This window comes from Xenorhabdus sp. PB61.4 (assembly GCF_963894935.1).
GTDB lineage: Bacteria > Pseudomonadota > Gammaproteobacteria > Enterobacterales > Enterobacteriaceae > Xenorhabdus > Xenorhabdus stockiae.
The window spans coordinates 21,660-34,684 of the sequence record NZ_CAWQJR010000167.1; the positions used below are offsets into that span (position 1 = coordinate 21,660).

Consider the following 13,025-nt stretch of genomic DNA (forward strand, 5'->3'; position numbering starts at 1 on the left):
TTCAAGATGGCTACTGGAAAGATTATCCAGGTAATCGGCGCCGTGGTGGACGTCGAATTCCCTCAGGACAGCGTACCAAAAGTATACGATGCCCTTGAGGTTAAAAACGGTGAAGAAAAACTGGTGCTGGAAGTTCAGCAGCAGTTAGGCGGCGGTATCGTTCGCTGTATCGCAATGGGTACTTCTGATGGTCTGCGCCGTAATTTGGAAGTGACTGATTTAGGTCATCCAATCGAAGTCCCTGTTGGTGAAGCGACTCTGGGTCGTATCATGAACGTACTGGGTGACCCGATTGATATGAAAGGTGACATTGGCGAGCAAGAGCGCTGGTCAATTCACCGTACTGCACCAAGCTATGAAGAGTTATCTAACTCTCAGGAACTGCTGGAAACCGGTATCAAAGTAATGGACCTGATTTGTCCATTCGCTAAAGGTGGTAAAGTCGGTCTGTTCGGTGGTGCGGGTGTAGGTAAAACCGTTAACATGATGGAGCTGATCCGTAACATCGCTATCGAGCACTCCGGTTACTCTGTATTTGCGGGTGTAGGTGAACGTACCCGTGAAGGTAACGACTTCTATCATGAAATGACAGACTCCAACGTACTGGACAAAGTATCTCTGGTATACGGTCAGATGAATGAGCCACCAGGAAACCGTCTGCGTGTTGCTCTGACCGGTCTGACCATGGCGGAAAAATTCCGTGATGAAGGCCGTGACGTTCTGCTGTTCGTCGATAACATTTACCGTTATACCTTGGCAGGTACCGAAGTATCAGCACTGTTGGGTCGTATGCCATCTGCGGTAGGTTATCAGCCAACGCTGGCGGAAGAGATGGGTGTTCTGCAAGAACGTATCACCTCTACCAAAACTGGTTCAATCACTTCCGTACAGGCTGTTTACGTTCCTGCGGATGACTTGACTGACCCATCACCAGCAACAACCTTTGCTCACTTGGATGCAACCGTTGTACTGAGCCGTCAGATCGCATCTCTGGGTATCTACCCAGCGGTTGACCCACTGGATTCAACCAGCCGTCAGCTTGATCCACTCGTTGTTGGTCAAGAGCACTATGACGTAGCTCGTGGCGTTCAGTCTATCCTGCAACGTTATCAGGAACTGAAAGACATCATCGCGATTCTGGGTATGGACGAACTGTCAGAAGATGACAAACTGGTTGTTGCTCGTGCTCGTAAGATCCAGCGCTTCCTGTCTCAGCCATTCTTCGTTGCAGAAGTATTTACCGGTTCACCAGGTAAATTCGTTTCTCTGAAAGACACCATCCGTGGCTTCAAAGGCATCCTGAACGGTGATTATGACCACCTGCCAGAGCAGGCGTTCTACATGGTTGGTACCATCGAAGAAGCTATAGAAAAAGCTAAGAAGCTTTAATACGGCTGACGGGAGGTTGATATGGCTGCAATGACGTTCTCCCTGAACGTAGTCAGCGCTGAAAAACTGATGTTTGAAGGGCTGGTACAGAAAATTCAGGTGACTGGTAGTGAAGGTGAGTTGGGGATTTATCCTCAGCACACCCCGCTGCTTACTGCCATAAAACCGGGCATGATACGTATTGTTAAGCAGTTTGGTGAAGAAGAGTTTATCTACCTGTCAGGTGGTATTCTGGAAGTTCAGCCAAACGGCGTGATCGTACTGGCCGATACAGCGATCCGTGGTAAGGATTTGGATGAAGCCAAAGTGCTTGAAGCCAAGCGCAAGGCGGAAGAACATGTCCGTAATTCCCACGGCGATGTTGATTATGCTCAGGCATCTGCTGAATTGTCGAAAGCGATTGCAAAACTTCGTGTAATCGAACTGACGAAACAGCTGATGTAGGATTACCTAATAAATTTCAAATATTAGCTGATAAGGTTAAATTTGAGAGATAAAAGGTAAATACCCAATGGATTTCGAATTGCATTGAGACAATTGGAAAGACAGAGGGTAAGGCAGTAGATAAAAAGCCAGTTAGTCATGCTAACTGGCTTTTTTGCATTACGAAATATGTAGCAATTTATTTCGTAAACAGGTTTACTTTTATACTTAAAATCGGAATTGTCAGGTTTCTTATGTCTATTACATCCAATGCAACTATTTCCAAGCCAATTACTTCCAAATCAACGAGTGCAAAAAGTGTTGTGATACTGGCGGCGGGAAAAGGAACCCGCATGTATTCTGACCTCCCTAAAGTCCTGCACTTACTGGCAGGAAAGCCGATGGTTCAGCATGTCATTGATACTGCAATGGCATTGGGTACCCAAAATGTTCATCTGGTATATGGGCATGGCGGCGACCTGATGAAACAAGCTCTTTCAGGCCAGAAAAACGCTAATCAAAACCTTAACTGGGTATTGCAAGCGGAACAGCTAGGTACTGGTCACGCGATGCAGCAGGCTGCTCCACATTTTGCCGATGATGAAGATATTCTGATCCTCTACGGAGATGTACCACTGATTGCTCAGGATACGTTAGAACGTTTGATCGAAGCTAAACCAGAAGGCGGTATTGGCTTATTAACCGCTATCTTGGATAACCCGACCGGATATGGTCGTATCATCCGTGAAAATGGCGAAGTCACAGGGATTATCGAACAAAAAGATGCGACTGACGAGCAGCGTAAAATCAACGAAATCAACACCGGAATTCTGGTTGCAAACGGTGGTGATTTGAAACGCTGGTTATCCAAACTGGAAAACAATAACGCACAAGGTGAATACTACCTGACAGACGTTATTGCACTTGCACATCAAGAAGGCCGTCAGATTAAAGCTGTTCACCCAAGCCGTTTGAGTGAAATGGAAGGGGTTAACAACCGTCTTCAGCTTTCTGCACTGGAACGTATTTACCAGTCTGAACAAGCAGAAAAATTATTGCTGGCGGGTGTAATGTTACTCGATCCGGCTCGTTTCGATCTGCGCGGAACATTAGAGCATGGCCGCGATATTACCATTGATACCAATGTCATTATTGAAGGTCATGTCGTATTGGGGAATAACGTTCAGGTAGGCTCTGGCTGTATTCTGAAAAATTGCGTTATCGGTGATGGTGCGGTAATCAGCCCTTATACTGTAATAGAAGATTCTGAACTCGCGGCTGAATGCACCGTCGGGCCATTTGCTCGCTTGCGTCCGGGATCTAAACTGGCGGAAAAAGCCCATGTCGGCAATTTCGTTGAAATGAAAAAATCCTCCCTTGGCAAAGGTTCCAAAGCAGGGCATCTGACTTATCTGGGTGATTCTGAAATTGGAAGTAATGTAAATATCGGTGCAGGAACCATTACCTGTAACTATGATGGCGCCAATAAATTTAAGACTATCATTGGTGATGACGTATTTGTGGGTTCTGACAGCCAGCTTGTTGCCCCTGTAAACATTGCTAAAGGTGTAACTATCGGCGCAGGAACCACCGTAACAAAAGATGTTGCTGAAAATGAGCTGGTTATCAGCCGTGTTAAGCAAACTCATATTCGGGACTGGAAACGTCCTGTTAAGAAAAAATAAAATATATATAAATAATAATAATCCCCATCTCTACAAAGCTCGGGGACCGGCAAAGCCGGAACACAATCAGGTTGTGAGACATAAAAAGGGCATTTACAGCCCTATTTTTAGGAATAAAAACACATGTGTGGAATCGTTGGTGCAGTAGCACAGCGTGATATAGCAGAAATATTGATCGAAGGTCTTCGTCGTCTGGAATACCGTGGTTATGACTCTGCGGGTATGGCTGTCGTTGACAGTGAAAATCAGATGACTCGTCTGCGTGAAGTGGGCAAAGTACAGATGCTGGCTGATGAAGCTGATAAACAGCCTGTTATCGGTGGTACAGGTATTGCTCATACCCGTTGGGCGACGCACGGAGAGCCAAACGAACGTAACGCTCACCCTCATGTTTCTGAACATATTGCAGTTGTGCATAACGGCATTATTGAAAACCATGAAGAGCTGCGTGAAGAATTGAAAGCGCGTGGTTATGGTTTCTCTTCAGATACCGATACTGAAACCATTGCTCACCTTGTTCATTGGGAACAGCAACAGGGTGGCTCATTGCTGGAAATCGTACAGCGTGTTATCCCACAATTGCGCGGCGCTTATGGCACCGTCATTATGGATAGCCGTCAGCCAGACGTGCTGGTGGCTGCGCGTTCCGGTAGCCCATTAGTGATTGGTCTGGGTGTTGGTGAAAACTTCCTGGCATCTGACCAGCTGGCATTACTGCCGGTGACTCGCCGCTTTATCTATCTGGAAGAAGGTGACGTTGCTGAAATCACCCGCCGCACCGTTCGTATTTTTGATGTGCAGGGCGAAGCCGTTGAACGTGAACAGATCGAATCCAACGTTCAGTACGATGCAGGTGACAAAGGTGTTTACCGTCACTACATGCAGAAAGAGATTTACGAACAGCCAATGGCAATTAAAAACACACTGGAAGGTCGTGTGAGCCACGGTGAAATTAATCTGTCAGAACTGGGCGCTAACGCAGCAGAATTACTGTCTCAGGTTGAACACATCCAGATCGTTGCCTGCGGAACGTCTTTCAATGCCGGTATGGTTTCCCGCTACTGGTTTGAATCACTGGCGGGTATTCCGTGTGATGTAGAAATCGCCTCCGAATTCCGTTACCGCAAACCAGCTTGTCGTAAAGGCAGCCTGCTGATCACCCTGTCTCAATCTGGTGAAACAGCGGACACACTGGCAGCACTGCGTTTATCCAAAGAACTGGGTTACCTGACTTCCCTGACCATCTGTAACGTTGCGGGTTCCTCTCTGGTACGCGAATCAGACTTTGCTCTGATGACCAAAGCGGGCGCAGAAATCGGCGTAGCATCCACCAAAGCATTTACCACTCAGCTAACTGTATTGCTGATGCTGGTGGCTTACATGGGACGTCTGAAAGGTGCGGATGATTCTCTGGAACAGAATATCGTTCATGCCCTGCATGCGTTACCAAGCCGCATTGAAAGCATGTTATCGAAAGACAAAGTGATCGAAGCACTGGCAGAAGACTTCTCTGAAAAACACCACGCATTATTCCTCGGCCGTGGCGATCAATACCCGATCGCGGTTGAAGGTGCGTTGAAACTGAAAGAGATCTCCTACATCCACGCAGAAGCTTACGCAGCGGGTGAACTGAAACACGGCCCACTGGCACTGATTGATGCGGATATGCCGGTTATCATCGTTGCACCAAACAACGAACTGCTGGAAAAACTGAAATCCAACATTGAAGAAGTCCGCGCCCGTGGCGGCCAGTTGTACGTCTTCGCTGATCAGGATGCTGGTTTCACCGATAGCGAAAACATGAAGATCATCTCCCTACCACACGTAGAAGAACTGATCGCCCCGATCTTCTATACCGTGCCACTGCAATTGCTGTCTTACCACGTTGCATTGATCAAAGGTACAGATGTGGATCAGCCAAGGAACTTGGCGAAGTCTGTTACGGTGGAGTGATGGTTTAATCACCATATATAATAAAAGTTAATTCTTTCTAAATCCGGTCATGTGAAAACCGACCGGATTCTATTACTCGGATTAGCGGCGTTTAATAGCAAGTCTGAATCACCAATTAGTTGATAAAGAAAGTACAATCCCAAAATCCAGCTGTGCAGGGTTTTGGGGTTTAAATCCTATACCGCGTGAGCGTATCAAACTGCAAACCGAAAAGTCTGCGTCAGCAATGGCAAAATATCTGCTTTTCTGGATGATGGATTTTCAATAGGAACCCATCTGGACTCAATCGTTATAAATCCCCAAAACTGTAAAAAACGTGCGATAAAGCGAGATTCAATCACCATGGTGAGTGACTCTGTTGGCGAAAAGAGCTTATTCGGTATGAACTGATCAAGTAAAGCAGGGAATGCGGTAGCGACTTCGTCACTCAATTGATCCACAGAACCATGGCTTTGTAGACGCCAAAGCATAAACAGCCAGAAAGTTCGTATATCAATGTCTCCCCAACTGTCTAAGTAGCCCCAATTATACTGTGTGGTTGCTGCCTCCAGCATAGGTAAGAAAAAGGCATTAATGCCATGGGTTTGATATTGCTTCTGTGCATCTTTTTTCACATAGTAGCGACCACTTCTACGGTAAATAATGCCAGCGATTTCTGCCAATACCCGAGAGTAATGCAGTGCATTAAATTTATCTTCATTACTGCCGGAAAATTCATGGATACTAATAGGAGTATCAAACTTAGCCACTGGAAATTCAGGCAACAAATCACAGGCTTGTTTCACCAGTTTTACGGGTAAGTTGCCTTTGGTGGTCGCTTTAAATGAGCCTTCATTCTGCATCGCTTCATCTAAGATTAACCCTAAATAGCGCATCACAGGGCTACTTGATAAATCAACCGGCGTGTTGATTGTTACCCAAGAAAATTGACCGAATGGCGCATGCATCCAATTGCTCATTTGGTTTGGTGACAGGCCACAAAAATCAGTATTAGGCCGATTATTATGCTCATTTATTTTATGTTGAGTAACAGCATTTAGCTCATCTAGAGTCAAATTTGGGTTAATAGCAGCGACTTGCGCAATATCATCCAATACTTCCGCACGTTGCTTTGAAACGCTATCCATACAACAACGTTTGTATTTTTTCTCGCTGCCACAGGGACAAGGATCGTTCCGACCAACTTTCATTTTAAATCGCTCTATTTTATTTTTGCTGATGTATGCTTTCGGTACTGCTTATTCCATTTTCATTAAACTTCTTAGTTAATTAACCATACTTACGGGCAAACTCTTCATCGGAGTTGCACAGGTAAATAATGAATTCAACGAAAGAAATGAAGTAAGGGATAAACGTCCAACAGAAAATTAGATATAAAAAGCCTTGCGCAATTTTACCCAGATAAAACTTATGAACGCCAAACCCTCCTAGAAAAAACGCTAAGAGTGCAGCAGCGATACGGTTTTTAGTTCCTACTGTTCCTTGTATTGCACCACAGTTTGGGCACGCCTTAGCTGTTTCGTGAATTTTATTACCGCACCCGCGGCAAAACACCATACTCGACATTGAGCTTAATCCTTTTAATTAACCTGAGTTTTGGATAGAAATCGACGAACTGCCTGTTTCAGAAGAAAAGTTTTGGTAAATGCTGAAAAACTGCTCTGAGGAAGAACAAGCTATGGTTAAGCTAGTAGAAATTTTTTATCATGTCGACGATTTTTGTCATTTATTCATTCCTCCGGCTGGAGTCAATTACCCTAACCTACCTAACCTACCTAACCTAATAGATATCCTATCTTAAATAGTAGTTACAAATTTATTCTAAATAATAGATAAAAAAGTAAAATGAGGCTTCCATAAGACACCTACTTCAACCTCACTTATACTCACTGCTTCCGAACTGTAGTGGCACACGGAATTTGATTGTCTGAATAGATATGATATGAATTACTATGCAGAGGACCACTTCTAGGTAACGTATTCTCTGCTTGAGGTACATAGGCTGCTTTATTTTATGCAAGAGGCTGGGGGCCACTGCACTGACTGATTAAGTATGAACACACAAAAAGTTCAAAGTAAATAATTCGGGCTGTACACAGTTGGAATCAGCACAAACAGCAGGTTACTCCAAGGCAGTTTGAAGTTGCCGTTAAAACCCTCAATAAAAATCCATTGGTTAGCATTTTAACTTAAGGTGGAACTAATTGTGGCTATTAAAATGAGTGGAGATTTATTATGAAACTAAAAAAACTTAAGAAAGAGCTTGATGCATTAAGGTTAATGGAAAAAGATCCTGATGTGGTCGGCTATGTACTGTTTAACACGCGTAATCGTCGATTTGTGACGTTGGATGAAAATGAGTTTGGTATGGTGATGTACGCGGATGATATCGAATATGCTTATTTGGCGCCGTCACGGTTTGCCGCATTAATGGATATTGATTTTTTGCCGGAGCCAGACAAATTTGATACCGCGGCTGTCCCGGTTGTTGATAATCCTTTATTTGGTTTAATGCTTAAAGATCCTATTTGAATTAATAAGATAAATAAGAAAGGATAATAATAGTGTTCGATCCAGAAAAGTATCCCGATAAAGCAACTATCCTTAAAATTATTAAGGAAAAAAAGATGTTCCGAGAAAGAATTATTACACAGGCCCATCAATGGATCACGGAACGTGCATATATTCTGGATACCGAAACCACAGGTTTAGATAAACAGGCACAGGTCATTGAGATAGCCGTTACAGATATCGATGGGAAGGTGATTTTTCAGCGCTATCTCCGCCCTTCTGTACTGATTGATCCTGAAGCTCAAGCTGTTCACGGTATAACCCTGAGTGCTTTGAATAATGAACCTCAATGGCCGCAGATTGCTGATGAACTTATCCCGCTTTTGACCAGCCGTCCTTTGATTATTTTTAATGAAAAGTTTGATCTCAGGCTTATAGCTCAGACTGCGAAGGCATTTGCGATGGATACGCGTTGGATAAAGCAGTTGCAGTCTCAGTGTGCAATGGAATTAGCTGCTCAGTTTTATGGCGCAACAAACCGATATGGTACTATTTCACTGGCCAATGCAGCACGTGCTGCGGGAGTGTCGGTGAAGGGAAAGGCGCATACAGCTGTGGTGGATTGCCAGACGACTGCCGCAGTGGTTCGTTCCATTGCGGATTTATATTCTCAGCTAAAGTAGGAAATTATCCTGCTCACTGTATTCCCCGCCCAAAACAGCCATAAAAGGACGGGGGATTAAATTACATACTACCCTGATACTTATTAATTTCCTGATTGAGTAATTCCAGTCGTTGAACTAATGTTCTTCTTCTTTCTATACCCTTGGCAAATACCTGATAAATTGTCACAAATTCGGCTAATGCATTATTAATCTGATAAGCCGCGTACAGATCTTTTATTTCTCTGGCCGCTTTATCGTAAGCACTGGCATGGCCTTGTTCACTGTATGTCTTCGCATTTTTCCAGTGAATTTCTTTTGCGGCAAAGACCGCATTGAGTCGTTTTAATGTTGCAAGCCGCTCTTGTTCGCGCTTTCTTTCTTCAGCCAGCAAGCGTTCCCGTTCCATTTCCTCATTCGCAGCCTGCCAATAAGTATGAAGTGAGGAAGGATTCAGCCAATATTGATAATCATCGCTGGTTGACGGTTTGCAAACCAATGCCCGCGCTTGATGTGCAGTCAGTTGTCCTTTATCAAATAAGGATTTCAATAACAAATCTTTATCTGCATCAGATAGCTGATTAATTTGCTCTTCTGTGGTCAACTGCTTAACCTCTGCGGGATGTGCTGGTGATGATTTAAGCAGCATACCCAAAGCCTTGTATGCTGCTGGAGGAATATCGAATAATTCTGCAAATGCCAATTGTGCATCAGATAATTGATTAAAATCGAAATTAATCAGAGGGAGTTCAGACAGAGTCTCATCGTTATCAAATGCGAGTTTCAGCCAGGGGAGATATAGCAGACGGTAATCTCCTCTCAGTAACTCTGAACGTAACTCAACCAAATGATTCAGATAATCATTTGCATCGTCATCGTCCATATAATAATCATTTTCATCCACAGAAAATGTGAATAGTACGTACCCATTCACATTCTCACAGGTTACAGAGTCACCATCATCAATGTGCATAAATACTGGAGGGATCGTATCTAACGGTACTTTTAGGTAGAAAATAACCTGGCCCCAATTCGCATAGTAAAGCCCGATATCAAAATACTGAGCCATTAGTTTATCTGGATCAGCTTTTAAGTCACTATAGTTATAATGAACAGAAAAATGACTCGAACTGATTTCGGCACGGCTGGAGATCATTCGCAGACTGGCTTTTTGCTGTGCCGACAGCACGCCATCCAGCCGTTCAAAATGGTAATATTGGTATTCACTCATGGGCAGAGCTCTATAAATTCAGGTTAATATGATGTTGTGATAACCTCACTTTAACACTTGGTCAATTCAAGAGGAAATCAATGTGGCGGCTTACCAACCTCCTTACCGTATCACTCCATCTATACTTAATCGTGTTATAGAAATAGGTGAATTATTGGGGCGCTGGTCAGTACAAAGTGAGATGAGTTCTCCTTTGTTACGTAAAGAAAACCGGATTCGCACAATACAAGCATCATTGGCTATTGAGCATAATAGTTTATCGATCGAGCAAGTCACAGCAATTATGAATGGTAAACGTGTACTGGCTCCTGCAAAGGATATTCAGGAAGTACACAATGCCATATTAGCTTATGAGAAATTACCGGATTGGCGTAGTCACCAATTATCTGATTTATTAGCCGCACACCGATTATTGATGATGGGATTAATTGATTTTCCGGGGCAATTACGTGGCAATGATGTTGGTATTTATCGTGAAAATAAACTTATCCATATGGCACCTCCTGCCAGCCAAATATCCCGTTTGATTAACGAATTACTTACATGGTTAAAGCAAACTGATATCCATCCGTTAATTGCCAGTTCTATTTTTCATTATGAGTTTGAATTTATTCATCCATTTGCTGATGGTAATGGCCGCATGGGCCGTTTATGGCAAACGTTGATTTTGAGTGAATGGCGCTCGGAGTTGGCATGGTTGCCGGTTGAAACCATTATTCATTATCAGCAGCAGGCATATTATCAGGTGCTTAGAGAATGTGATAAGACCAGTGATTGCACGGTATTTATTGATTTTATACTGGAAAAATTAGCTGAAGCACTTAAGGAAAGTATTGATACAGAACAGCAGGATACTATCTTAGAGTCGGAAGAAATGTCGGTACAAATGTCGGTAAAAATGTCGGAAGAAAATACACAACAACTGAATGCGACTGCGAAAAAAATCCTGTCTATTATTGTCAATCATCCAGCTATAACAATATCTCAACTAGCTGATGATTTAGGCGTTACTCCTAGAACAATAGAACGAAATATTAAAGTATTGCAGGAATGTGGGTATTTAATTCGTGTTGGTGCGAAAAAAGGGGGATATTGGCGGGTTAGATAAAATTGGCTGTTTTTAATTTTCGTTAGATCACTTTTAGCTCCCTCTGAATTAGAACAATTAGCCCTAATCCTAATAGGATTTTACGACTATAAATTAGCTATTTTCATGGTATAACATCATCATTTAAACGGAAGTTATCCTAAAGCATGATGCAATACACAGACAGAGTTACCCATTCATTAATTTGCATAGCAGTTTATATCGGCTGGTTTGCCTTGTCTTTCCTGTTGATTTTCTTTCCTAATGCGGTAGAGCTATATCGTTCTGAGTTAGCTCTACCTGTGTTAAGTCTTCTTATCTGGTTTCCTTATTCAATAATTTGTTGGCGCAGTTATCAGAAAAAATTTAACTTAATGCCGATAGGTAAGTTGCGTTTAACGGATCTTGCACTACCCGTGTTGGCAATTTTTGCGCTGAATTGGATAAATGGTATCCTTGGCATAGAAGAATCCTGGACTTCAAATCTTGTTTATCTGCCCGCTTTTACTGTTTTCCTACATATGATTACTATTTGTATTGCAGCTCCGATTAGTGAAGAAATTATATTCCGTGGTTTTTTACTAAATGCAGGAATGGGATACGGTGGAAGAGGAAAGCAGGTAGCTATTATAACGACATCGTTGTTATTTTCTGCCGGGCATATGCAATATTCATCACCCACTACTTTTATCGTGTTATTCGTATTTTCTGTTATCCTATGCCATGTCAGGATACATACCCGTTCTCTTATTATTCCGATGGTGCTACATGCACTTAATAATATTCTTGCTGTTTTATATGAGTTTTAACTCGTTTCAGGGTATGGAAATTTCATACCCATTTGATATTTTAAGTTTCAGTGACTAAATCTAATAATCACACATTATTATAAATAAGGAAACTAACGTATGAGTAACAAAAATAAGGAAAAAAACTGGTTTAAGGATTTCACTTTAGATTTTTTAAAAGAATTTATTGTTGGTAATATTATTGCTATTATAATTTTTTTTGTAATTACTGCTATAGTTGCTTATGTTTTAAATGTTATTGTTGGAGTTACTGCGGTTTTAGCTATTTTTATAATTATATGTGTTATTTTGTTTTTTCTGTTTACATAAATAAACCTGTTTTTAATCATATTTAATGAGTCATGTGAGCTATATCTGTTCAAATCTGACTCATTAATAAATTAATTGCTAAACAAATAAAAATAACACTTGTCACTTTATTTAAAATAATTTGCACTGATGAGTGATTAGCCACAAATTTATGCAAAAAACCAGACAAGTAAGATATCATCGTAAATGAAATAAAAGCCACGCTGACAAATATCAATCCCAAGTATAATAATTGTAGTGAAACAGGCATTGCTTCTTCATGGTTACTGATAAACTGTGGCAAGAAAGCCAAAAAGAAAATAATTACTTTTGGGTTTGACAAATTCATTATCATTCCTTTTTTAATGAATTTCTTGCTATCACAGAGAATCTCTGAGTTATCCTTTAAATAAACTGGCTTGGAATTGAAAGCTCCCCATGCCAGATAGGTTAAATAAAGTACTCCAAGCCCTCTAATAATCTCAAAAGCGATAGCATTTTCCCGTATTATTATAGCAATACCTAATGAAACTAAAGATGTATGTATTATTAACCCGATACATAACCCAATGGTAATGAATATACCTGTTTTTCGTCCGTTCAGGGCTGATTGATTTAAGACTAAAATATTATCTGGCCCCGGTAAGAAGCATAAAAATGTTGATATTCCAATAAATGGAATGAGTGTTTCTATTGATGGCATTATATATTCCCTCTATCCTTCGTCTTTCAAATTGCCTCTTTGTTGGCTGCTCACACTCACCCCGGTCACATAGTTATCTATGCTCCCGGGGATTCATTCCCTTGCCGCCGCGACGCAACTTGAAATCCATTGGATATATATTGATTGAATAGTATATTAATGCCATTAATCTGTAACGCGATGCTCGACTTTAACATCCTATAACGTTGGATTGTTGAAGCCAGTCGCGTTGACTTTTACCTTGTTTAAAATTAGCAAAAATACCCAACGTGTGGGAAAGCAGT

The 13,025-nt window shown here is 41.9% G+C and carries 13 protein-coding genes and 1 pseudogene; 9 read left to right on the forward strand and 5 right to left on the reverse strand.

From position 1 onward, the window contains the following. The first annotated feature begins 6 nt into the window (after nt 1-6). From atpD to glmS, 4 genes are all read left to right on the forward strand, one after another. Nucleotides 7-1,389, forward strand: a complete 1,383-nt coding sequence (gene atpD, locus AACX68_RS12450) for a F0F1 ATP synthase subunit beta (protein WP_099110078.1) — start codon at nt 7-9, stop codon at nt 1,387-1,389. 21 nt (nt 1,390-1,410) lie between these two features. Further along, nucleotides 1,411-1,833, forward strand: coding sequence for a F0F1 ATP synthase subunit epsilon (locus AACX68_RS12455; protein WP_086954833.1), 423 nt, complete (start codon nt 1,411-1,413; stop codon nt 1,831-1,833). A 233-nt stretch (nt 1,834-2,066) separates the two neighbouring features. Further along, the gene (glmU, locus tag AACX68_RS12460; RefSeq protein WP_228859354.1) at nt 2,067-3,497 is read left to right on the forward strand and encodes a bifunctional UDP-N-acetylglucosamine diphosphorylase/glucosamine-1-phosphate N-acetyltransferase GlmU; all 1,431 of its coding nucleotides are present in this window, start codon (nt 2,067-2,069) and stop codon (nt 3,495-3,497) included. Nucleotides 3,498-3,620: 123 nt separating this feature from the next. Further along, nucleotides 3,621-5,450: a glutamine--fructose-6-phosphate transaminase (isomerizing) gene (gene glmS / locus AACX68_RS12465; protein ID WP_228859355.1), complete on the forward strand. Its 1,830-nt coding sequence runs from the start codon at nt 3,621-3,623 to the stop codon at nt 5,448-5,450. Between the two features lie 194 nt (nt 5,451-5,644). Here glmS and AACX68_RS20190 read toward each other — a convergent pair whose 3' ends face one another. Then, nucleotides 5,645-6,640, reverse strand: coding sequence for a YecA family protein (locus tag AACX68_RS20190; protein WP_370630295.1), 996 nt, complete (start codon nt 6,638-6,640; stop codon nt 5,645-5,647). 79 nt (nt 6,641-6,719) lie between these two features. Beyond that, on the reverse strand, nt 6,720-7,016 hold the full coding sequence (locus AACX68_RS12475; protein ID WP_228859356.1) for a TM2 domain-containing protein: 297 nt from the start codon (nt 7,014-7,016) through the stop codon (nt 6,720-6,722). 669 nt (nt 7,017-7,685) lie between these two features. Here AACX68_RS12475 and AACX68_RS12480 point away from each other — a divergent pair. Then, on the forward strand, nt 7,686-7,982 hold the full coding sequence (locus AACX68_RS12480) for a hypothetical protein (protein ID WP_228859357.1): 297 nt from the start codon (nt 7,686-7,688) through the stop codon (nt 7,980-7,982). Nucleotides 7,983-8,077: 95 nt separating this feature from the next. Beyond that, nucleotides 8,078-8,644, forward strand: coding sequence for a 3'-5' exonuclease (locus tag AACX68_RS12485; RefSeq protein WP_228859358.1), 567 nt, complete (start codon nt 8,078-8,080; stop codon nt 8,642-8,644). A gap of 61 nt (nt 8,645-8,705) precedes the next feature. On the opposite strand, the gene AACX68_RS12490 is transcribed toward AACX68_RS12485, so the two are convergent. Beyond that, nucleotides 8,706-9,854 (reverse strand): hypothetical protein, encoded by a 1,149-nt coding sequence (locus AACX68_RS12490; protein WP_228859359.1) that lies wholly within the window; start codon nt 9,852-9,854, stop codon nt 8,706-8,708. A gap of 82 nt (nt 9,855-9,936) precedes the next feature. On the opposite strand from AACX68_RS12490, the gene AACX68_RS12495 reads away from it, so the two are divergent. The 3 genes from AACX68_RS12495 (at nt 9,937) to AACX68_RS12505 (ending at nt 12,059) form a co-directional block, all read left to right on the forward strand. After that, the gene (locus tag AACX68_RS12495; protein ID WP_228859360.1) at nt 9,937-10,962 is read left to right on the forward strand and encodes a Fic family protein; all 1,026 of its coding nucleotides are present in this window, start codon (nt 9,937-9,939) and stop codon (nt 10,960-10,962) included. 146 nt (nt 10,963-11,108) lie between these two features. After that, nucleotides 11,109-11,750, forward strand: a complete 642-nt coding sequence (locus AACX68_RS12500; protein WP_228859361.1) for a CPBP family intramembrane glutamic endopeptidase — start codon at nt 11,109-11,111, stop codon at nt 11,748-11,750. 99 nt (nt 11,751-11,849) lie between these two features. Then, a complete protein-coding gene (locus AACX68_RS12505) occupies nt 11,850-12,059 on the forward strand; it encodes a hypothetical protein (protein ID WP_228859362.1) in 210 nt (69 codons plus the stop codon). Between the two features lie 49 nt (nt 12,060-12,108). On the opposite strand, the gene AACX68_RS12510 is transcribed toward AACX68_RS12505, so the two are convergent. Continuing rightward, a complete protein-coding gene (locus tag AACX68_RS12510; RefSeq protein ID WP_228859363.1) occupies nt 12,109-12,741 on the reverse strand; it encodes a LysE family translocator in 633 nt (210 codons plus the stop codon). A gap of 190 nt (nt 12,742-12,931) precedes the next feature. Further along, nucleotides 12,932-13,025, reverse strand: a pseudogene (locus AACX68_RS20195) (IS982 family transposase); the annotation flags it as partial.

What these genes read in the sequence shown, in the direction of transcription:
- atpD (WP_099110078.1), top strand. Translation starts at nt 7, where the DNA reads ATGGCTACTGGAAAGATTATCCAGGTAATCGGCGCCGTGGTGGACGTC.
- AACX68_RS12455 (WP_086954833.1), top strand. Translation starts at nt 1,411, where the DNA reads ATGGCTGCAATGACGTTCTCCCTGAACGTAGTCAGCGCTGAAAAACTG.
- AACX68_RS12480 (WP_228859357.1), top strand. Translation starts at nt 7,686, where the DNA reads ATGAAACTAAAAAAACTTAAGAAAGAGCTTGATGCATTAAGGTTAATG.
- AACX68_RS12475 (WP_228859356.1), bottom strand. Translation starts at nt 7,016, where the DNA reads ATGTCGAGTATGGTGTTTTGCCGCGGGTGCGGTAATAAAATTCACGAA.
- AACX68_RS12485 (WP_228859358.1), top strand. Translation starts at nt 8,078, where the DNA reads ATGTTCCGAGAAAGAATTATTACACAGGCCCATCAATGGATCACGGAA.
- AACX68_RS12500 (WP_228859361.1), top strand. Translation starts at nt 11,109, where the DNA reads ATGATGCAATACACAGACAGAGTTACCCATTCATTAATTTGCATAGCA.
- glmS (WP_228859355.1), top strand. Translation starts at nt 3,621, where the DNA reads ATGTGTGGAATCGTTGGTGCAGTAGCACAGCGTGATATAGCAGAAATA.
- AACX68_RS12490 (WP_228859359.1), bottom strand. Translation starts at nt 9,854, where the DNA reads ATGAGTGAATACCAATATTACCATTTTGAACGGCTGGATGGCGTGCTG.
- AACX68_RS12505 (WP_228859362.1), top strand. Translation starts at nt 11,850, where the DNA reads ATGAGTAACAAAAATAAGGAAAAAAACTGGTTTAAGGATTTCACTTTA.
- glmU (WP_228859354.1), top strand. Translation starts at nt 2,067, where the DNA reads ATGTCTATTACATCCAATGCAACTATTTCCAAGCCAATTACTTCCAAA.
- AACX68_RS12510 (WP_228859363.1), bottom strand. Translation starts at nt 12,741, where the DNA reads ATGCCATCAATAGAAACACTCATTCCATTTATTGGAATATCAACATTT.
- AACX68_RS20190 (WP_370630295.1), bottom strand. Translation starts at nt 6,640, where the DNA reads ATGAAAGTTGGTCGGAACGATCCTTGTCCCTGTGGCAGCGAGAAAAAA.